The organism is Sphingomonas sp. LHG3443-2 (assembly GCF_049896405.1).
GTDB lineage: Bacteria > Pseudomonadota > Alphaproteobacteria > Sphingomonadales > Sphingomonadaceae > Sphingomicrobium.
In genome coordinates this window covers 1,419,368-1,437,917 of record NZ_JAFCUG010000001.1, presented here as the reverse complement: position 1 = coordinate 1,437,917, position 18,550 = coordinate 1,419,368, and the positions used below count along the sequence as shown (strand labels likewise).

The window sequence follows — 18,550 nt, the reverse complement described above, 5'->3', positions numbered from 1 at the left end:
TCACGTGACCCTCAGCGACGAAGAACTCACCCGCTACGCCCGCCAGATCGTGCTCCCGCACCTCGGCGGGACGGGCCAGCAGCGCCTGAAAGCCGCAAAGGTCGCCGTGGTCGGCGCCGGCGGCATTGGCGCGGCGGTCATCCCGGCGCTGGCCGGGGCCGGGGTCGGCCGCCTGACCATCATCGACCCCGATACGGCGGACCTCTCCAACCTCCACCGCCAGCCGATCTACCGCTCTCGCGACGCGGGCGAGCCAAAGGCCGCGCTGGCCGCCCAGTTCGTCCGCCGTCTCAATCCTTTCGTGGAGGTCGCCGGGGTGGAGCAGGCGATCACGCCCGCCAACGCCGCCGCGCTGCTCAGCGGCCATGACCTCGTGATCGACGGCACCGACAACTTCGCCACTCGGCTTTCCGTGAGCGATGCCTGCGTTGCCGCCGGCCTGCCGCTTCTCAGCGCCGCCGCTGCGCAGTGGCAGGGCCAGGTCGGCCTCTTCACCGGCCGCCCCTGCTACCGCTGCTTCGTCGGCGACGCCTTCGACGCGGACGATTGCGACAATTGCGCCGAACTTGGCGTCACCGGCGCGCTGACCGGCCTCGCCGGAAACCTCGCCGCCCTCCTCGCCCTGCGCTTCCTCGCGCAGGCGGGCGAGGTGAAGGCCGGCACCGTCCACCTCATCGACGGCCTTGGCCTCACCCAGCGCCCGATCCGCATCGCCGCGGATCCGGGCTGCCGGGCCTGCGGCGCTACTTCTTCGCAGCCGCCTTCTTAGGCGCTGCCTTCTTCTTGGCCGGGGCCTTCTTCTTGCCCTTGGCCGGTCCCTTGGCCGCCTTGGCGTCAATCAGGGCCACCGCCTCGTCCAGCGTCACCGCCTTGGGGTCAGCCGACTTCGGCAAGGTGGCATGGGTGGTCCCGTCGGTGACGTAAGGCCCGAACCGTCCTTCCATCACCTTCAGCTCCTTGGCGCTCTCCGGATGCGCCCCCAGCACCGCCAGCGGCTCCCTCGCAGCACCCCGGCCTCGCCCCCCCCCATTCGCCGCATCCGCCAGCTTCGCCACCGCCGCATTCATGCCCGTCTCGAACACCTCAGAGGTGCCCTGCAGCCGGGCATATTTGCCCTGGTGCTGCAGGTACGGCCCATAACGCCCGATCGACGCCGTGATCATCTCGCCCGTCTCCGGATGCGCCCCGATCTCGCGTGGCAGGCTCAGCAGCTTCTGCGCCCATTCGAGGTCGATCTGCACGTCCTTCGGGATCGACGCGCGCTTGTCGCCCTGCTCGACATACGGCCCGAACCGCCCGGTCTTGAGCATGATGCCCTCGCCCAGATCCGCCGGCTCGCTGCTCGCGGTTGCGGCGTCGCCGCCCTGCCCGAACTTCCGGGTGAACTTGCACTCGGGGTAATTGGAGCAGGCAACGAACGCCCCGAACTTGCCCCCGCGCAGCGCCAGCCGCCCTTTGCCACACGCCGGGCACAGTCGCGGGTCGCTGCCGTCGCCCTTGTCCGGGAACAGCCACGGCGACAGGAACTCGTCCAGCGCCGCCGTCACTTCCGACGGCTTCTGCTCCATGACTTCGCCCGCCTTGGGCTTGAAGTCGCGCCAGAATTCCTCGAGCAACTTGAGCCACGCCATTCGCCCGCCCGACACGTCGTCCAGCTCTTCCTCGAGCTCGGCGGTGTAATCGTAGCTGACATATTTCTCGAAGAAGCGCTCCAGGAACGCCGTCACCAGCCGCCCGCTTTCCTCAGGAATAAAGCGGTTCTTCTCGACCCGCACATATTCCCGGTCCTTCAGCGTCTGCAGCGTCGCGGCATAGGTCGAGGGCCGGCCGATGCCGAGCTCCTCGAGCCGCTTGACCAGGCTCGCTTCGGAATAACGCGGCGGCGGCTGGGTGAAGCTCTGCACCGCATCGACGCCGAGCTTGTCGGGCCGGTCGCCCTTGGCAAGGTGCGGCATCTTGGCGCCGTCCTCGTCCTCCGCCTTTTCGTCCCGGCCTTCCTCGTAGAGCGCGAGGAAGCCGGGGAAGAGCGTGACCTGCCCCGTCGCGCGCAGCCGCGCCCGGTCGCTCGCTAATTCAACGGTAGTGCGCTCCAGCCGCGCCGCCGCCATTTGGCTCGCCAGCGCGCGGTTCAGCACCAGCTCGTAGAGCCGCTGGTGATCGCCGCTTGCTGCCTTCTCACGGCCGAAGTCGGTTGGCCGGATCGCCTCGTGGGCTTCCTGCGCGTTCTTGGCCTTGCTGCTGTACTGCCGCGGCTTGTCGGGGAGGTGCTGCGATCCGAAGCGGTCGGCAACGGCCTTCCGCGCGGCACTGATCGCCTCGCCGGCCATCTGCACGCCGTCAGTCCGCATGTAAGTGATGAGGCCGTCTTCGTAGAGCTGTTGCGCCACCCGCATCGTATGGCTGGCCGAGAAGCTGAGCTTGCGCGCCGCTTCCTGCTGCAGGGTCGAGGTGGTGAAGGGCGGCGGCGGATTGCGGGTGAAGGGCTTTGTCTCGACGCTCGCCACCGCGAAGTGACCTGCCTCGACTGCCTTCTTCGCCTCGGTCGCCGAGCCCTTGTCGCCGAGGCTCAGCTTGTCGATCTTCTTGCTGTCGAGCTCCACCAGCCGAGCGGTGAATTCCTGACCCGTCGCCGCGAAACGCGCAGACACGGTCCAATATTCCTGCGCGGTGAAGCGTTCGATCTCGGCCTCGCGGTCGACGATCAGGCGCAGCGCCACCGACTGCACTCGGCCGGCACTCTTGGCGCCCGGAAGCTTGCGCCAAAGGATCGGCGAGAGCGTGAAGCCCACCAGGTAATCGAGGGCGCGACGAGCCCGATAGGCGTCGATAAGATCGTGATCGAGCTCACGCGGAGCGGCCATCGCGTCCAGCACTGCCGACTTGGTGATGGCATTAAAGGTCACCCGCCGCACGTCCTTGGGCAGCGCCTTCTTCTTCGCCAGCAGCTCGCGGACATGCCAGCTGATCGCCTCGCCCTCGCGGTCGGGGTCGGTCGCGAGGATCAGTGCGTCGGATGCCTTGGCGGCGTCGGCGATCGCCTTCACCTGCTTGGCCTTGTCGCCATAGACCTCCCAGTCCATCGCGAAATCTTCGTCCGGGTTCACCGAGCCGTCCTTGGGCGGCAGGTCGCGGACGTGGCCATAGCTCGCCAGCACCTTGTGGCCCGGGCCGAGATACTTCTCGATGGTCTTGGCCTTGGCCGGGGATTCAACAACAACGAGCTTCACTGGACCCAAACTCCCTCACGTATACGCACGAGGGTGGAGAGCATGGCGGCGGCCCGTCAAGCGGGTTAGTCGAGCCGGAGGCTCACCTTGCCGCCAGCGTGGCGGTCGAGCCGGCCGGCAAGGTCGAGTTCCAGCAGGACCAGCTGCACCGCGCCGGGCTCCAGGCCCGACAAGCGCACGATCTCATCGATCGGCGCCGGCGACGGCCCGAGCAGTTCCTCCACTCGCGCCCTCTCGGCCGAATCCGGCTCGCTGACTTCGCGCGTCGGGGCAGGGCTGAAGAGGTCGCGACCGGACCGTACGCCGCCGAGCCCCGGGCGAAGCGCTTCCATCACCTCGGCCGCATTCTGCACCAGAGTGGCGCCGTCGCGGATGAGACCATTGCAGCCTTGCGCCCGCGGATCGAGCGGGCTGCCCGGCACCGCCAGCACCTCGCGTCCCATCTCGGCCGCGAGCCGCGCGGTGATGAGCGAGCCGGATCGCGGCGCGGCTTCGACCACCAGCGTTGCCGGACACAGGCCAGCGATGATCCGGTTGCGGTAGGGGAAGTGCCGCGCCCGCGGCTCGGTGCCGGGCGGCATCTCGGCCAGCACCAGCCCGCGCGCCGCCATCTCGCGCTGCAGGCGCTCGTTCTCGGGCGGATAGAAGATGTCGAGCCCGCCGGCGATCACCCCGATCGTGCCGCTCTCCAGCGCCCCCTCATGCGCTGCAGCGTCGATGCCGCGCGCTAGCCCCGAGACAACCACGACGTCCTCGCGGCCAAGGTCGTGCGCGAGGCCACGGGCGAAGCGGCAAGCCGCAGCACTGGCGTTGCGGGCGCCGACCATCGCGACGCTCTTCTTCTCAAGCAACGACAGATCGCCGATGGCGGTGAGGAGTGGCGGCGCATTGTCGCTTTCCGCCAGCAACGGCGGATAAAGACCTTGGCCAAGGCTAAGATAGCGGCCGCCGAGCGCTTCGACCTCAGCCAGCTCGCGCGCGGCCTGTTCTTCGGTGCAGAGGGCCGGCCTGCGCCCGCCACCACGTGCCGCCAGGTCCGGCACCGCTTTCAACGCCTCTTCTGCGCTGCCGAACCGAGCGACCAATTGGCGATAGGTGATGGGGCCGATGCTCTGGCTGCGGATCAGCCGGATGCGAGCGATGAGATCAGGCGGGTTCAAGCCTTGGACCGTCCAACCCGCGGCTCGGTTCCTGCGCGAAGTCGAGCAAGATTGGCACGATGCTGCCAAACGACCAGCACCGCAAACGCCGTTAGCAAGGTGGTCAGATCCGGCCGTCCAAGCAGCGCCGCTGCGACGGGCGCACTGATCGCCGCGCTCATGCCCGCGACCGAGCTGATCCGAAGCACGAGTAACAGCCCGATCCAAACCGCGGCGTAGATGGCCGCGATCGGCCAGGCGAGGCCGAGCAGGATGCCGAGCAGCGTCGCCACGCCCTTGCCGCCCTTGAAGCGCAGCCACACGGGATAAAGATGCCCTACCAGCGCCGCTCCTGCGGCAATCCGCCCACCGCCTGGCCATAGCTGCTCGGCTAGTAAGACGGCTGCCGTGCCCTTCAGTGTATCAAGGATCAGCGTCGCCGCCGCCAACCCCTTGGAACCGGTGCGAAGCACGTTGGTGGCACCGATATTGCCGCTGCCGATGGCACGAATGTCGCCTTTACCGAACAGGCGAGTGAGGATCAGCCCGAAGGGGATGGAGCCCAGCAGGTAGCCGAGCGCGAGTGCGAGAAGCAGTCCGGAAGACATGGGGCCGAACGCTAGTCAGCATTGTGCCCGCACGCAACGAGAGCTTATGGCAGGAGCGTGAGCCCCGAAGCGCCCATCCTCTTCTTCGATTCCGGGGTCGGCGGTCTCAGCGTCCTTGGCCCCACCCGCGCGCTGCTGCCGACGGCACCGATCGTCTACGTCGCCGACAGCGCGGCCTTTCCCTATGGCACTCGCTCCGAAGCCGAGATCGCCGCGCGTGTCCCGGCCCTTCTTGGCCGCTTGACCGAGCGCTTTCGCCCGCGCCTCGCGGTGATCGCCTGCAACACGGCCTCGACCATCGCCTTGCCATTCGTCCGCGCAGCGCTCGACATTCCGGTGGTCGGCACCGTGCCGGCGATCAAGCCCGCGGCCGAGCAGAGCCGTAGCCGCGTCATCGGCGTGCTTGGCACCGAAGCGACCGTTCGCCAGCCTTATGTCGATGACCTCGCCGCCCGCTTCGCCGCCGACTGCACCGTGCTACGCCACGGCTCTGCGGAACTGGTGCAGCTCGCCGAAGCCAAGCTGGCGGGCGAAGCGATCGACCCGGCCGCCGTCGCCGCAGCGGTCGCGCCGTTGAGGGGTCAGGGCATGGATGTGGTGGTGCTCGCGTGCACTCACTTTCCGCTTCTTGCTGAAGAGCTCGCCCTGGCGCTGCCCGGCGTCGCGCAAATCGATGGCGGCTCCGGCATTGCCCGACGTATCGCCCAGCTCACCGCCGCGCAATCATGGCCGGTTCAGCCGCCCCCCGGCATTGCGGTGTTCACGGGGGTGGGACCGAATGTCCAATTGGCGACCGCCCTCGCCCACATCAGACTGACAGACATTCGCCACGTCTAAGTTGCGAGTCATTCGCATTGGCCTTGCTCCGTAAGTTTTTGTAAGGGCCCGCGCGAGAACGAGGAACAAGTTGGACTACCATTCCATCTTTCAGGCCGCGATCGACCGGCTGCATGACGAAGGCCGGTACCGGGTCTTCATCGATATTCTGCGCAACAAGGGCGCGTTTCCCAACGCGCGCTGCTTCGCCGGGCACAATGGGCCAAAGCCGATCACCGTGTGGTGCTCGAACGATTATCTCGGCATGGGTCAGCATCCGGCGGTCATCGCGGCGATGGAAGAAGCCCTGCACGATGTGGGCGCAGGCTCCGGCGGGACCCGCAACATCGGCGGCAACACGCATTATCACGTGGATCTCGAGGCCGAACTCGCCGACCTTCACGGTAAGGAAGGCGCCTTGCTGTTCACCAGCGGCTATGTCTCGAACGAGGCGGCGCTGTCGACACTTGGCAAGCTGCTCCCCAACTGCGTGATCTTCTCGGATGAGCTGAACCACGCGAGCATGATCGCGGGGATCAAGAATTCAGGCTGCGAGAAGAAGATCTTCCGTCACAACGACCTCGCCCATTTGGAGGAGCTGCTCGGGGCCGAGGACGCCGATCGGCCGAAGCTGATCGCCTTCGAGAGCGTCTACTCGATGGATGGCGACGTTGCCCCCATTGCCGCCATTTGCGACCTTGCCGACCGGTTCGGCGCACTGACCTACCTCGACGAGGTGCACGCAGTCGGAATGTATGGCGCACGCGGCGGCGGCATCTCCGAGCGTGACGCGGTCGCTGATCGGGTTACCATCATCGAAGGCACCCTGGGCAAGGCGTTCGGCGTCATGGGTGGCTACATCGCGGCCGACCAGAACATCGTCGATTGCATCCGTAGCTATGCGCCGGGATTCATCTTCACGACGTCGCTCTCGCCGGTGCTGGTCGCGGGGGCGCTTGCCAGCGTGCGGCACCTCAAGGCCTCGGCCGAGGAGCGCGAAGGCCAGCAGGCCGCCGCAACCCTGCTGAAGCGCAAGTTCGCGGATGCGGGTTTGCCGGTGATGGATAGCGTGACGCACATCGTCCCGCTGCTGGTCGGCTGCCCCATGAAGGCTAAGCGGATCAGCGACATCCTGCTTGCCGAATACGGCTTCTACGTACAGCCGATCAATTACCCGACCGTTCCCCGCGGAACGGAGCGCCTGCGCTTCACGCCGGGTCCGACACACACCGCAGAAATGCAGGACGAACTCACCGGCGCGCTGGCAGAGATCTGGGACCGGCTGGAGATGCGGCAGGCGGCCTGACGATCATAGCCACAGCGCGGGGGCAATCTTTCGCGCCGTTGTCCGCAATCGCTCCTTCCGCAAATAAGACGGGCTGGAGTAGCTTTCCCCGGTTCGGCCGTTCGTTCCTCTGAGAATTGGCTGGATCCTGAAGCGCGGGACAATTCCCTCAGGGCTTTGCCGCCATGCCGCATAGGCTCGTTCGAAGAACGGCTTTTCCAGGGTAAACCCGTCGCCGTAGCGCCCCTCGAAAAAGCGCTGATAGCCCGCAAGGCTGAACGACAAGACGCGAAGGTCCATCCATCTATTGCCTCCGAGCCGCTCCCCGATCAGGGGAACGTTGCGGAGGTCGCAATAGAGATCGTAAGTCTTGGGCGCCGTGCGGATCATGTCTGCGATGTTGATGACATGGTGGCGGCCTGTCACCTTCCAGAATGTCGTGTCAGACGAGATCAGGCCCTTATCGAAAAGCTGCTTCATCCCCGCATCGATCATCAGGAACTCGCCGAAGCCTTTGCCCTGCGTGTGATCATAATCTGCAGTGGTGTTGATGAAAGCGAACGACTTGCCCGATCCACTCGCCTCATAAAGAGCCTGAAACGGCGCCGCCGAGGCGCCACTATTTTCGAGGATAACAACCGACTGGATCACCTCGTCAGGCTGCGAAAGATAATGGGACAAGGCGTTCAGATATTCGTTGCGCCGCGTCTCGGCATCGTTGTTGGCCGAGCCCGGCATTGCGTTGCTGGGCGAAACCGTTGCCGTCAGAATGATAGCTACCTCGCCCCTACCTTTTGCCAACACCACCCGAAAACACCTTGTCCAGCCCTGCTTGCACTCAGCGTATCAGGGCCCATCCGCTCAGGCCACAGCAGAGCGCGAGGCCGAGGCTAAGGGGCAAGCGCAGGCGCATCCACCAGCGTGGGGCCAGGCGCCGCTGGGTGAGATAGGCGTCGACGGCAAGTGCCGCGAGCAAGGCAAACGCCAGCGCGAACAGCGCTGCCGGCGGCTGGAACGAGAAGATCGCAGCCCAGCCTGCCAGCGCCGGCAGGACCGAGATTCCGAGCAGCCCCCAGCCCGGGCGCTCGGAGCGGCTGACGAAGCCCCACCAGGTGCCGCCGAGGAAACTCAGGATAACCGCCGCGTAGGTCAGGACGAAGCCTGGCGTCGATGGCGCAAACAGGCCGAGGTCGAGCAGGGCCACGGCCGTCAGCCCGGCCGGCGGGATCAGGCCGGCAAAACCGAGCAACAGAGCGGGCCGCGGAACTCTTGTCTTCATGGCGCCGCACGGTGGCATTTCGCGAGACCCTCCGCTAGATGGCCCCATGATCATCGCGCTCGCCGCCGACCATGCCGGATTCGCGCTCAAGGACCAGCTTCGCGACTGGCTCGCCGAGGCTGGCCATCAGGTCGTCGACCTTGGCACCAACGGGCCCGAGAGCGTCGACTATCCGCGGTTCGGCAGCCTCCTGGCGGCGACAGTCGCAGCCGGCAAGGCGACACGCGGTATTGCGATTTGCGGCTCGGGCGTCGGAATTTCGATCGCGGTCAACCGCAACCCAGCTTGCCGCTGCGCCCTTGTCAACGAACCGCTGTCGGCCGCTCTCGCCCGCGAGCATAACGATGCCAACGTTCTTGCGCTCGGCGCTCGACTGACGGGCATCGACCTTGCCAAAGCCTGCGTTTCCGCCTTCCTCGACACCGATTTCGCCGGCGGGCGCCACCAGGGCCGCGTCGACCTTCTTTCCGCGACCAACGGAGACTGACCATGGCCACCGCCGCCAATCTGAACGAAGTCCAGCCGCAGGGCTTCTTCACCCGCGCCCTTGCTGAGGCCGATCCCGCGGTCGCCGCGGCTGTCGGAGATGAGCTCCAACGTGAGCAGACCCAGATCGAGCTGATCGCGTCCGAGAACATCGTCAGCCGCGCCGTTCTGGAGGCGCAGGGCTCGGTCTTCACCAACAAATATGCCGAAGGCTATCCCGGCCGCCGCTACTATCAGGGTTGCCATCCATCCGACGCGGTCGAACAGCTCGCCATCGATCGCGCCAAGCAACTGTTCGGCTGCGGCTTCGCCAACGTCCAGCCGCACTCAGGCGCGCAGGCCAATGGCGCGGTGTTCCTTGCCCTGCTCCAGCCCGGCGACACCATCCTTGGCATGAGCCTCGCCGCCGGCGGCCACCTTACGCACGGCGCCCCGCCGGCCCAGTCGGGCAAGTGGTTCAATGCGGTCCAGTATGGCGTGCGTGAGGAAGACCATCTGGTCGACTTCGAAGAGGTCGAGCGGCTCGCGCTCGAGCATAAGCCGAAGCTCATCATTGCCGGCGGCTCGGCTTATCCGCGCACCCTCGACTTCGCCCGCTTCCGCGCGATCGCGGACAAGGTCGGCGCCTACCTCATGGTCGATATGGCCCATTTCGCCGGTCTTGTCGCCGCGGGCGCGCACCCCTCGCCGTTCGGCCACGCGCACGTCGTCACCACCACCACCCACAAGACCTTGCGCGGTCCGCGCGGCGGCATGGTGATGACCGACGACGAAGCGATCGCGAAGAAGATCAATTCGGCGGTGTTCCCCGGCCTTCAGGGTGGCCCGCTGATGCACGTGATCGCCGCCAAGGCGGTCGCCTTCGGCGAAGCGCTGCAGCCCGATTTCAAGACCTACGCCCGCGCGGTGATCGCCAATGCCCAGGCTCTTGCCGTCCGTCTCAAGGAGCGCGGCGCCGACCTCGTCGCCGGCGGCACCGACACTCACCTCGCGCTGGTCGACCTCCGCCCGCTCGGCATCACCGGCAAGGACGCCGACGAAAGCCTCGAGCGCGCCGGGATCACCTGCAACAAGAACGGCATCCCGTTCGACCCGCTGCCGCCCTTGAAGACGAGCGGCATCCGCGTCGGCTCGCCCGCCGGCACCACCCGCGGCTTCGGCGAAGCAGAGTTCCGCGAGATCGCCGACATGGTCGCCGACGTGCTCGATGGCCTCAAGGCCAACTGTGTCGACGGCAATGATGCGGTCGAAGCCCAGGTGAACGAGCGCGTCCGGGCACTTTGCGCGCGTTTCCCGATCTACCAGGACTGAAATGCGCTGTCCCTTTTGCGGTGATCTCAGTTCGCAGGTGAAGGACAGCCGGTCGTCGGAAGACGGCGCCGCGATCCGCCGCCGCCGCCAGTGCGACGGCTGTGCTGCGCGCTTCACGACCTTTGAGCGGATCCAACTGCGCGACCTCGTGGTCATCAAAAAGGATGGCCGCCGCGAAGCCTTTGACAGGGCAAAGCTCGCCCGCGCGGTCGGCCACGCCAGCGCCAAGCGCGACATCAGTCCCGAGAAGATTGAGCGGCTTGTCTCCGGCATCCAGCGCCAGTTGGAGACCCGCGGGGACGAAGTGCGGGCGGAGGAGATCGGCGAAAAGGTGATGGCCGGGCTCAAGACCCTCGACCACGTCGCCTACATCCGCTTCGCTTCCATCTATCGCGATTTCTCGGAAGCCAGCGACTTCGCCGAAATTGCCGAGGAAGTGGGCGAACCGCCCGAGCCGGGCAAATTGCTGTGAGCAGCGCCGCGCCGCCACCGGTCATCGTCCTTGTCCGCCCGCAACTCGGTCAGAACATCGGCAAGGCGGCACGTGCGATGCTCAATTTTGGCCTCACCGAAATGCGCATCGTCGCGCCGCGCGACGGCTGGCCGAATCCCGATGCAGGCCCTGCGGCGAGTGGCGCCGACCTCGTGCTCGAACGGGCACAGCTCTTTGACACGGTGGCGGAGGCGATCGCCGACTGCAGTCAGGTGTTCGCCTCAACTGTCCGCAAGCGTGACGTCGTGACGCCAGTGGTCGGCCCCGAGGAGATGGCGCAAGCGATTCACGGCCAACCCGGTCGCTCCGCCATCCTCTTTGGTCCCGAGCGCTCGGGCCTGGAAACCGATGACGTGGTTCTCGCCAGCCACATCGTGACCGTCCCAATCAATCCCGAGTTCGGCAGCCTCAACCTCGCCCAAGCGGTGATCCTGCTCGCTTACGAATGGTCACGGCACGCGACCTTGGTGCAGCCGACCCGCTTCGAGGTCGAGCCTCGCGCGCCGCAGGCCGAACTCGACGGGCTGATCGAGCATCTCGACGGCTATCTGGCGCAAGTGAATTACTTCAACCCGCCCGAGCGGATGCAGGCGACGCGCTATACCATCCGGACCATCTTCACCAAGCCGGGCTGGTCGAGCCGCGAGGTGAAGGCCGTGCGCGGGATCATCCGCGCCATCGCTCAGCCGCGGATCCGGTCGAACTCCTCGAACTCGTGAGCGATCGAAGCCTCGATCAGTTGCTCGTAGAGACTTGCGATCAGGCCGCGATCAAGCCCCGCTTCGTCCGCAGCCGCGTCCACATTCGCCAGCACCTGCGCCTTGCGCGCTTCGTCGCGCACCGCCGAGCGGCCCGGCTTGATCCGCGCTGCCGCTTCCATGTAGCCGAAGCGAAGAGCCAAGAGGTCGACGATCGCCCGGTCGACCTCGTCGACGCCGGCGCGGACCTCGGGCATGGTGGTGCAATCTTCGGGATCGAGGGGTTCGCTCATGCTCCGGCCATGGCCTCCCGGCTTGACCTTCGCAACCCCTTCGCCTAGGGGCGCGCCTTCGCAATTGGCTCCGCACTCCGGTGAAGCGGTGGCCCTGCCCTGACCTGTCAGACCAGCAGCGCGGTTCCGGAACACGACAGAAACGCAATTGAAGGAAATACAATGTCGAAGCGCACCAGCGCCAAGTACAAGCTTGACCGCCGCATGGGCGAGAACGTCTTCGGTCGCCCGAAGAGCCCGGTCAACAAGCGCGAATATGGTCCCGGTCAGCACGGCCAGCGCCGCAAGGGCAAGATGTCGGACTTCGGCATCCAGCTGCGCGCCAAGCAGAAGCTCAAGGGCTATTACGGCGACGTCACCGAGAAGCAGTTCAAGCGGACCTTCTTTGAAGCCAGCAAGATGAAGGGCGACGCGTCGCAGAACCTCATCGGCCTGCTCGAGCGCCGTCTCGACATGATTGTCTACCGCGCCAAGTTCGCGCCGACGATCTGGGCTGCTCGCCAGCTGGTCAGTCACAACCACATCCGCGTCAACGGCGTGAAGTGCAACGTCGCCAGCCGCCGCGTCAACGTCGGTGACGTGATCGAACTCGGTCCGAAGGCGCAGGAAATGGCGCTGGTCATGGAAGCGCAGAGCCTGGCCGAGCGCGACATTCCCGAATATGTCACCCCGGACGGCAACACCAAGGTGACCTACACCCGCGTGCCGACCCTCGACGAGGTGCCTTACCCGGTCCGCATGGAACCGAACCTCGTGATCGAATTCTACTCGCGCTAAGTCTCAAGCAGACCTTCGCGATACGGAAAGGGCGGTCCTGCGGGGCCGCCCTTTTGCGTTTCCCCCCTCTTTGCTACGCGCTCGCCCTATGGCTTCCTCCCTGCTCCCGCCGCCCGAATGGGCTCCGCACGCCGCTATGTGGATCGGCTTTCCGAGCGATCCCGAACTGTGGGTCGAGGATCTCGCGCCGGCGCAGGAAGAGGTGGCCGCCCTCGCTCGCGCCCTGCATGCCGAGGGCCAGGGCGAGGAGATCATTCTCGTCGCCGCCAATGCCGAGGCAGCTGCCGAAGCGCGCCGCCTGGCGCCGTTCGCGACCGTGATCGAGCAGGCGTTCGGCGACATTTGGCTGCGCGACACGGGGCCGATCGTGCTTGGCTCGGGCGCTGAGCGCCGGGCGCAGGGGTTCGGCTTCAACGGTTGGGGCGGGAAATACGACCTCGAAGGCGACGACAGCATCGGCGAGCGACTCGCCGGGTCGGCCCGCCTGCCCTACGCCAAGGCCGACTGGATCCTCGAAGGCGGGGCGGTCGATGGCGACGGATCGGGACTGTTTGTCACGACCGAGCAGTGCCTCCTGAACCCCAACCGCAACCCCGGCCTCAGCCGCGATGAGGTCGAGAGTCGCCTGGCCCGCGACCTTGGTGCAACCAAGGTGCTGTGGCTCGGCGAGGGCCTGGCGAATGACCACACCGACGGCCACGTCGACAACCTCGCCCGCTTTGTCGGCAGCGGCCGCGTCGCGCTGCCGGAGCCGGCCGCGGACGATCCCAACGCCGATGTCTATGCCGATGCCGCAGCGCGGATCGAGGCGGCGGGGCTCGACCTTGTTCGCCTGCCTTCGCCCGGCCGGATTGAGGTGGACGGCGACATCATCCCGGCCTCCTACATGAACTTCCTGATCGGCAACGCCGCCGTCGTGGTGCCGCTCTATGGCAGCCCGAACGACGAGGCAGCCGTCGCTGCGGTGCAGGCGCTGTTCCCCGGACGCCTTGCAGTGGGCCTGCGCGCCGACCACATCCTGACCGGCGGCGGAAGCTTCCACTGCATCTCCCAGCAGATCCCGGCCTGAGGCATCCATGACCAAGATCACAGTCGCTGCCCTCCAGCTCGAGCTTGGAGGCGATACGGACAGCAATATCGCGGCAGTCACCGAGCTGGTCCGTGAAGCCGCCGGCAAAGGTGCTCAGGTGGTTCTCCCGCCCGAGCTGTTCGAGGGGCCTTACTTCTGCCGGGTCGAGGACGAGGGCTTGTTCGCCACCGCCATGCCGACCCAGAAGCATCCGAGCGTGCTGGCGATGCAGAAGCTTGCCGACGAGCTCGGCATCTGGATCCCGACCAGCTTCTTCGAGCGCGACGGGCCGCATCATTACAACAGCCTGGCGATGGTGAACCCCGACGGAAAGGTCGCGGGCGTTTATCGCAAGAGCCACATTCCCGACGGCCCGGGCTACGAGGAGAAGTTCTACTTCCGGCCGGGCAACACGGGGTTCAAGGTGTGGGATGGGCCGGATGCCGAGAAGCTCGGCGTCGGGATCTGCTGGGACCAGTGGTACCCGGAGACTGCCCGCGCGATGATGCTGATGGGGGCGGAAATCCTGTTCTACCCGACTGCGATCGGGACCGAGCCGCATGATCCGGATCTAGACACCTCGCGGCTATGGCGGCGGGCGATGATCGGGCATGCGGTCAGTAACGTCGTGCCGGTGGTCGCTTCGAACCGCATCGGCACCGAATGCGGGCAGCGCTTCTATGGCCACAGCTTCATCTGTGACGAACGCGGGGACCTCATGGCGGAGTTCGGCGCGACCGAAACGGGCGTGCTGGTGGCCGAGCTAGACCTCTTCGCCGCGCGCCGCCATCGTGCGGCCTTCGGCTTCTTCCGTGACCGCCGGCCGGAGCTTTACGGGCGGCTGGTGCAGGACATCTGAGCCGCCCAAAGTTCACAAAGTTCACATAGGGCGGCGGTTTTTCAAATCTTCTCCCTGCATAGCCAGATCGCTTCTTTGAACCCTTGCGGTTAGTAGAGCGGGAGAAAACCTACTTTACAAGTTCCTCGACCGGTTCATCGCGATAAAGCGCCCAGCCAGCGAGGAAGAGGCCGGCAACGACCGGTCCGACAACGACCCCGCTGAGACCGAAAGCAGCGATCCCGCCGAGGGTGGTGACCAGAACCAGCCAGTCGGGTATCCCAGTCTCGCGCCCGACCAGCAAAGGCCGCAGCAGGTTGTCGGCCATGCCGATCACCAGTGCGCCTGAGACGATCACCACGATCCCCTGCCAGATGCTTCCGGTCAGCAGCAGATAAGCTGCGATCGGCACCCACACGAGCGCCGGCCCGACCGCCGGAAGAAGCGACACGATCGCCATCAGCACGCCGAGCAGCACTGCGGACGGAAAGCCGACGATCCAGAAGGTGATGGTCCCGAGCAGGCCCTGCACCAGCCCGACCACGACCGATCCCTTGATGGTCGCGCGGATGGTGGCGACGAAGTTGCTGGCAAGGTGATCGGCCGACCGACGGTCGAGGGGAAGCGTGTCCTTCACCATCGCGCCGATCCGCTCCCCATCGCGCAGCAGGAAGTAGGTCACGTAGAGCCCGACCGCGAACACCAGCAGCGACGTAAAGGCGTTGCCGCCGATCTTCAGTGCCTGGCTTGCGATCACGGTCAGGCTGTCGCGAAGGACGGCCGTGACCCGCTCCTGGATGACAGCGAAATTGCCATAGCCCGATCCTTCAAGGATTTGATTGAGCCGCGTCGGCAGCCTGCCCTGGATCTGCTCGAAATAGCTGGCCGCGTCGAACTGCCCGGCCTTGACCACCTCGTAGATCTGCAGCGCCTGCCGGACGATGATGTCGCCGATCGCGATCGCCGGCACGATGATCGCGACAAAGATGACAAGGAGGGCCGCGATCGCCGCGCGATTGCGGCCGCCAGTCCTCACCAGCATCCAGCGATAGAGCGGCTGGAACATGATCGCCGCCACGACCGCCCACAGCAGCGCCGAAGCGAAGGGCCAGGCAATGTAGCCGAGGGCCAGCGTGACCAGCACCAGGAACAGGAGAAAACCGCCTCGGCTATCTTCCTTGAGCGGACTGGCTTCCTGCATCGATGACCTTCCCGAGCGACTTTCCCCGTTTTCATAGAGCAACCGGGTCCGAACGGAAGGCGGAAGCGAAAGGGTGGAGGCGTTCCTAAAGGTCCCGCCGCCAATAGATGCTGTCGAACCACTCGCCGCCGATCAGCCAGGTCTTCGCGGCCCGTCCGGTTTCGGCAAAGCCGTGGCGTTGAAGCAAGCGGATACTTGCCGTGTTGCGCGGATCGGTGTCGGCGGTGAGGAACTCCGAACCCTCGCGGCGGCGGTGGGCAAGGAAGGCGGCAAGGGCCTCGCTCGCATAACCCCGTCCCCATTGCGCAGGATCGAGGAGATAGCCGAAGTCGGGAAGCTGCCAGGCACCGATCTTGCCGATCGTCTGCCCGTCGAGGGTGACAATGAAATCGTCGCTGCCGGGCGGCGGGTCGATCATGCTGCGGACCCAGTCGGCAGTGGTGTCGATACTCTCGTGCGGCAAGGTCGACCAGTATCGCATGGCGAGGGGATCGCGCATGATGCGGTGCATCGCCGCGACATCCTCGATCCTGGCGCGGCGAAGGACCAGCCGCTCGGTGCTGATGGCCTCAACCATCGCGAAGCGCGACCGCGCGGGCGAACACGGCCTCGAACATCGGCGGCGTCAGGCGGCGGGTGTTCTGGTTGTAGCGGCTGGAATGATAGGTGCCGAGGAGGATGCGACCGTCCGGCGCGGTGACTTCGCTGCCATGGCCGAACTTGGCCTGGGCAAGCTTCATCCCCATCGCCCGCGCCGCCGCGTCATGCGCGATCTTGCCCAGAGCGACGACCACTCGGACAGAGGGGAGGCTGGCCAGCGCAGCTTCGAAGTAAGGGCGGCAGGTGGCGATCTCGATCGGTTCGGGCTTGTTCTGCGGGGGCAGGCATTTCACCGCATTCACGATCAGCACACCGTAGAGGCGGAGATCGTCGGACGGATCAGCGCGGTAGGTGCCAGTGGCGAGCCCGAACTTGAGCAAGGTGCCGTAGAGCAGGTCGCCGGCGAAGTCGCCGGTGAAGGGGCGGCCGGTGCGGTTGGCGCCATGCTTGCCCGGCGCCATGCCGACCACCGCCAGCCAGGCGCCGGGATCGCCCCAAGCCGGGACCGGCGCGTTCCACCAATCGGGGTGTTCGGCGCGGCAGGCTTCGCGCAGGGCGACGAGACGCGGGCACAGCGGGCAGTCGCGCGGCGCTTCGGCCTGCGGCACGGGGGAGACAACAGGGGGGCTGGCGAACAGCATGAGGGGGCGATAGGCGAGGCCACGTGACCGAGCAAACGCACCTTTATGCCGTCGCGATCGGCTCCAACCGCCCGCACGGCCGCCACGGCCGCCCGGCTGGCGTGGTGCAGGCGGCGATCGCCGACCTCGACGCCGCATTTTCGTTGTTCGACGCTTCGCCGCTGCTGCTCAACCCGGCGAGTGGCGGGGCGGGACGCGATTTCGCCAATGCGGTGGTGATCGTCGAGAGCGGTCTTGAGCCGCCAGCGATGCTGGATGCGCTGAAGGCATTGGAGCGGGCGTTCGGCCGTCGCGGGGGCAAGCGCTGGGGCGCGCGGGTGCTCGACCTCGACATTCTCGCGTGGGACGGCGGACGCTGGTCGGACCGGCGGCTGACCGTCCCTCACCCCGCGCTCGAAACCCGCGAGTTCATGCTGTTGCCGCTGGCCGCCATCGCCCCGCGCTGGCCGCTTCGCGGCCGCCTTACCGCGCGCCATCTCGCCGCCCGGCTTGGCAAGCGCCGCGCGAAGCCCTAGGTGCGCCCTCGCGTGGGCCGTTAGCTCAGTCGGTAGAGCAGCTGACTTTTAATCAGCGGGTCGCTGGTTCGAGCCCAGCACGGCTCACGCCTTTTGCTGGATCGAACCAGCTGCGTTTTTGTCTGAGCGCCATCGGCAAGCGATGGCTTGGGGTTCGAGCCCAGCACGGCTCACGCCTTTTGCTGGTTTCGAACCAGCTGCGTCTTTGGTGAGCGCCATCGGCAAGCGATGGCTTGGGGTTCGTGCCCGGGTGGCTCATCACCGCAGACTAGCGATGCCCTTTCCTCTCTCAGCAGCGGCATAGCGGCTGGTCTGCCCTGCGGGCGCGGGCATGACGAAGCGCAGCTTCTTGGCGCGCATGTCGATGGTGAGGCTTTCGAACGCCTGCAGCGCGTTCATGCCCAGCAGCAGCGCAGGGCGCTCGTCGATGCCGATGGCGCGGAAGGTGTGGACATCGGCGAAGGCGATACCGAGGCCGAGCAGGGTAACGCCGCCGACATCGAGCTTGCGGGTGATCATGAAACTGGCCGGCATGGTCTTGCCAGTGACCGAGCCGAGCAGCACGGGGGTTTCCGCGCTGAGCTGGCGGCGCTTTTCCAGCGCACGGCGAAGCGCCGCATTGCCGACCGACATCTCGCTGCCGGTGTCGAGCACCACCGTCAGCCTCTGGCCATCGAGCTCGGCTTCGGTGACGATCAGCCTGCCCGAACGGCGACGCGCTTCGACCACGATGGCGTCGGGGTCCTTCGGCTGCCGGCGCGCCTTGCTCGACGGCAGGATCGACAATTGGCGCTCGCGAAAGTCGAAGCGGACCATTGCCGAGCGGAGCACGTCGGTGCCGAGGATGCCGTCGGCGCCGACGTGAGCGGCATCGAGCAGAGGGGCGTTGACGTCCGGCAAGGTGCGGGTCGCGACCTGCATGCCGCGGACGGCCGCGGTGTTGACCCGGCTCACGCCGCTGACGCTGTGGAGAATGGCATCGCGGCCGGCGGGGAGGTTCAGCCGCGCGGCCATCTGGCGCGACACGGCGCTGCGATCGGCGGCGGTATCGACCAGAAAGCGGAACGGTCCTTGCGTGCCCACCGCGATGTTCACCGTCAGGCGAAGGTCGGGCAGCGGGTCGAGCGGCAGCTTCTCGCTGTCGCTCGTGCCCTCGGTGGTCGGCGCGTTGGTCGCTTCGAGCCGGGTGAGCGGTGTGCTGTCGGCGGCGGGCGGCGAAACGACGGGGGTGGCGGCAAGGCCGGCAGCGGCGGTCAGCGCAAGGATCATGAGCC

21 protein-coding genes and 1 tRNA gene are annotated in these 18,550 nt (G+C 66.5%); 12 read left to right on the top strand and 10 right to left on the bottom strand.

What is annotated here, in order from left to right:
- The first annotated feature begins 4 nt into the window (after positions 1-4).
- A complete protein-coding gene (locus ACP69Z_RS07325) occupies positions 5-769 on the top strand; it encodes a HesA/MoeB/ThiF family protein (RefSeq protein ID WP_426266852.1) in 765 nt (254 codons plus the stop codon).
- On the opposite strand, the gene topA is transcribed toward ACP69Z_RS07325, so the two are convergent.
- The 3 genes from topA to plsY form a co-directional block, all read right to left on the bottom strand.
- Entirely contained in the window at positions 744-3,227 is a 2,484-nt protein-coding gene (topA, locus tag ACP69Z_RS07320) for a type I DNA topoisomerase (protein ID WP_426266851.1), read from the bottom strand. The two genes, ACP69Z_RS07325 and topA, sit on opposite strands and share 26 nt — an antisense overlap.
- A gap of 65 nt (positions 3,228-3,292) precedes the next feature.
- The gene (gene dprA, locus ACP69Z_RS07315) at positions 3,293-4,387 is read right to left on the bottom strand and encodes a DNA-processing protein DprA (protein WP_426266850.1); all 1,095 of its coding nucleotides are present in this window, start codon (positions 4,385-4,387) and stop codon (positions 3,293-3,295) included.
- Positions 4,384-4,974, bottom strand: coding sequence for a glycerol-3-phosphate 1-O-acyltransferase PlsY (gene plsY, locus ACP69Z_RS07310; protein ID WP_426266849.1), 591 nt, complete (start codon positions 4,972-4,974; stop codon positions 4,384-4,386). Before plsY ends, dprA begins: the two co-directional genes overlap by 4 nt.
- Before the next feature lie 57 nt (positions 4,975-5,031).
- Between plsY and murI the strand changes: the two genes are divergently transcribed.
- Both murI and hemA read left to right on the top strand, forming a co-directional pair.
- The gene (gene murI, locus ACP69Z_RS07305; RefSeq protein ID WP_426266848.1) at positions 5,032-5,811 is read left to right on the top strand and encodes a glutamate racemase; all 780 of its coding nucleotides are present in this window, start codon (positions 5,032-5,034) and stop codon (positions 5,809-5,811) included.
- Positions 5,812-5,881: 70 nt separating this feature from the next.
- Entirely contained in the window at positions 5,882-7,096 is a 1,215-nt protein-coding gene (gene hemA, locus ACP69Z_RS07300) for a 5-aminolevulinate synthase (protein WP_426266847.1), read from the top strand.
- Positions 7,097-7,099: 3 nt separating this feature from the next.
- On the opposite strand, the gene ACP69Z_RS07295 is transcribed toward hemA, so the two are convergent.
- Both ACP69Z_RS07295 and ACP69Z_RS07290 read right to left on the bottom strand, forming a co-directional pair.
- Positions 7,100-7,882, bottom strand: a complete 783-nt coding sequence (locus ACP69Z_RS07295; RefSeq protein ID WP_426266846.1) for a hypothetical protein — start codon at positions 7,880-7,882, stop codon at positions 7,100-7,102.
- 31 nt (positions 7,883-7,913) lie between these two features.
- A complete protein-coding gene (locus ACP69Z_RS07290) occupies positions 7,914-8,354 on the bottom strand; it encodes a DUF3429 domain-containing protein (RefSeq protein ID WP_426266845.1) in 441 nt (146 codons plus the stop codon).
- Positions 8,355-8,400: 46 nt separating this feature from the next.
- Between ACP69Z_RS07290 and rpiB the strand changes: the two genes are divergently transcribed.
- Genes rpiB through ACP69Z_RS07270 form a run of 4 tightly spaced genes read left to right on the top strand, consistent with a single transcriptional unit; the run spans position 8,401 to position 11,363 of the window.
- On the top strand, positions 8,401-8,841 hold the full coding sequence (gene rpiB, locus ACP69Z_RS07285; RefSeq protein WP_426266844.1) for a ribose 5-phosphate isomerase B: 441 nt from the start codon (positions 8,401-8,403) through the stop codon (positions 8,839-8,841).
- A gap of 2 nt (positions 8,842-8,843) precedes the next feature.
- A complete protein-coding gene (glyA, locus tag ACP69Z_RS07280) occupies positions 8,844-10,151 on the top strand; it encodes a serine hydroxymethyltransferase (RefSeq protein WP_426266843.1) in 1,308 nt (435 codons plus the stop codon).
- 1 nt (position 10,152) lies between these two features.
- On the top strand, positions 10,153-10,623 hold the full coding sequence (nrdR, locus tag ACP69Z_RS07275; protein ID WP_426266842.1) for a transcriptional regulator NrdR: 471 nt from the start codon (positions 10,153-10,155) through the stop codon (positions 10,621-10,623).
- Entirely contained in the window at positions 10,614-11,363 is a 750-nt protein-coding gene (locus tag ACP69Z_RS07270; RefSeq protein ID WP_426268064.1) for an RNA methyltransferase, read from the top strand. The genes nrdR and ACP69Z_RS07270 overlap by 10 nt, the downstream gene beginning before the upstream one ends.
- Here ACP69Z_RS07270 and ACP69Z_RS07265 read toward each other — a convergent pair.
- Entirely contained in the window at positions 11,327-11,635 is a 309-nt protein-coding gene (locus tag ACP69Z_RS07265) for a chorismate mutase (protein WP_426266841.1), read from the bottom strand. The two genes, ACP69Z_RS07270 and ACP69Z_RS07265, sit on opposite strands and share 37 nt — an antisense overlap.
- 162 nt (positions 11,636-11,797) lie before the next feature.
- On the opposite strand from ACP69Z_RS07265, the gene rpsD reads away from it, so the two are divergent.
- From rpsD to aguB, 3 genes are all read left to right on the top strand, one after another.
- Positions 11,798-12,412 (top strand): 30S ribosomal protein S4, encoded by a 615-nt coding sequence (rpsD, locus tag ACP69Z_RS07260; RefSeq protein ID WP_426266840.1) that lies wholly within the window; start codon positions 11,798-11,800, stop codon positions 12,410-12,412.
- 88 nt (positions 12,413-12,500) lie between these two features.
- On the top strand, positions 12,501-13,481 hold the full coding sequence (locus ACP69Z_RS07255) for an agmatine deiminase family protein (protein ID WP_426266839.1): 981 nt from the start codon (positions 12,501-12,503) through the stop codon (positions 13,479-13,481).
- A gap of 7 nt (positions 13,482-13,488) precedes the next feature.
- A complete protein-coding gene (aguB, locus tag ACP69Z_RS07250) occupies positions 13,489-14,340 on the top strand; it encodes an N-carbamoylputrescine amidase (RefSeq protein WP_426266838.1) in 852 nt (283 codons plus the stop codon).
- Positions 14,341-14,449: 109 nt separating this feature from the next.
- Here the strand turns inward: aguB and ACP69Z_RS07245 are convergent, their stop codons facing one another.
- The 3 genes from ACP69Z_RS07245 to ACP69Z_RS07235 form a co-directional block, all read right to left on the bottom strand.
- Positions 14,450-15,520, bottom strand: a complete 1,071-nt coding sequence (locus ACP69Z_RS07245) for an AI-2E family transporter (protein WP_426266837.1) — start codon at positions 15,518-15,520, stop codon at positions 14,450-14,452.
- A gap of 85 nt (positions 15,521-15,605) precedes the next feature.
- On the bottom strand, positions 15,606-16,097 hold the full coding sequence (locus tag ACP69Z_RS07240) for a GNAT family N-acetyltransferase (RefSeq protein WP_426266836.1): 492 nt from the start codon (positions 16,095-16,097) through the stop codon (positions 15,606-15,608).
- Positions 16,090-16,761 (bottom strand): uracil-DNA glycosylase, encoded by a 672-nt coding sequence (locus ACP69Z_RS07235; protein ID WP_426266835.1) that lies wholly within the window; start codon positions 16,759-16,761, stop codon positions 16,090-16,092. Before ACP69Z_RS07235 ends, ACP69Z_RS07240 begins: the two co-directional genes overlap by 8 nt.
- A gap of 23 nt (positions 16,762-16,784) precedes the next feature.
- Here ACP69Z_RS07235 and folK point away from each other — a divergent pair, with 23 nt between their 5' ends.
- Together folK and ACP69Z_RS07225 are read left to right on the top strand one after the other, a co-directional pair.
- Entirely contained in the window at positions 16,785-17,276 is a 492-nt protein-coding gene (gene folK, locus ACP69Z_RS07230) for a 2-amino-4-hydroxy-6-hydroxymethyldihydropteridine diphosphokinase (protein WP_426266834.1), read from the top strand.
- 14 nt (positions 17,277-17,290) lie between these two features.
- Positions 17,291-17,363, top strand: a tRNA-Lys gene (locus ACP69Z_RS07225).
- A gap of 171 nt (positions 17,364-17,534) precedes the next feature.
- Here the strand turns inward: ACP69Z_RS07225 and ACP69Z_RS07220 are convergent.
- Positions 17,535-18,545 carry an aspartyl protease family protein gene (locus ACP69Z_RS07220; RefSeq protein ID WP_426266833.1) on the bottom strand — a complete coding sequence of 337 codons (1,011 nt, stop codon included), beginning with the start codon at positions 18,543-18,545 and terminating at the stop codon, positions 17,535-17,537.
- Positions 18,546-18,550: the final 5 nt, after the last annotated feature.

Excerpts from the sequence above, each read along its gene's own strand:
- aguB (WP_426266838.1), top strand. The coding sequence starts at position 13,489 with ATGACCAAGATCACAGTCGCTGCCCTCCAGCTCGAGCTTGGAGGCGAT.
- rpsD (WP_426266840.1), top strand. The coding sequence starts at position 11,798 with ATGTCGAAGCGCACCAGCGCCAAGTACAAGCTTGACCGCCGCATGGGC.
- ACP69Z_RS07245 (WP_426266837.1), bottom strand. The coding sequence starts at position 15,520 with ATGCAGGAAGCCAGTCCGCTCAAGGAAGATAGCCGAGGCGGTTTTCTC.
- ACP69Z_RS07235 (WP_426266835.1), bottom strand. The coding sequence starts at position 16,761 with ATGCTGTTCGCCAGCCCCCCTGTTGTCTCCCCCGTGCCGCAGGCCGAA.
- ACP69Z_RS07265 (WP_426266841.1), bottom strand. The coding sequence starts at position 11,635 with ATGAGCGAACCCCTCGATCCCGAAGATTGCACCACCATGCCCGAGGTC.
- ACP69Z_RS07255 (WP_426266839.1), top strand. The coding sequence starts at position 12,501 with ATGGCTTCCTCCCTGCTCCCGCCGCCCGAATGGGCTCCGCACGCCGCT.
- rpiB (WP_426266844.1), top strand. The coding sequence starts at position 8,401 with ATGATCATCGCGCTCGCCGCCGACCATGCCGGATTCGCGCTCAAGGAC.
- glyA (WP_426266843.1), top strand. The coding sequence starts at position 8,844 with ATGGCCACCGCCGCCAATCTGAACGAAGTCCAGCCGCAGGGCTTCTTC.
- ACP69Z_RS07240 (WP_426266836.1), bottom strand. The coding sequence starts at position 16,097 with ATGGTTGAGGCCATCAGCACCGAGCGGCTGGTCCTTCGCCGCGCCAGG.
- ACP69Z_RS07290 (WP_426266845.1), bottom strand. The coding sequence starts at position 8,354 with ATGAAGACAAGAGTTCCGCGGCCCGCTCTGTTGCTCGGTTTTGCCGGC.
- ACP69Z_RS07220 (WP_426266833.1), bottom strand. The coding sequence starts at position 18,545 with ATGATCCTTGCGCTGACCGCCGCTGCCGGCCTTGCCGCCACCCCCGTC.
- plsY (WP_426266849.1), bottom strand. The coding sequence starts at position 4,974 with ATGTCTTCCGGACTGCTTCTCGCACTCGCGCTCGGCTACCTGCTGGGC.
- nrdR (WP_426266842.1), top strand. The coding sequence starts at position 10,153 with ATGCGCTGTCCCTTTTGCGGTGATCTCAGTTCGCAGGTGAAGGACAGC.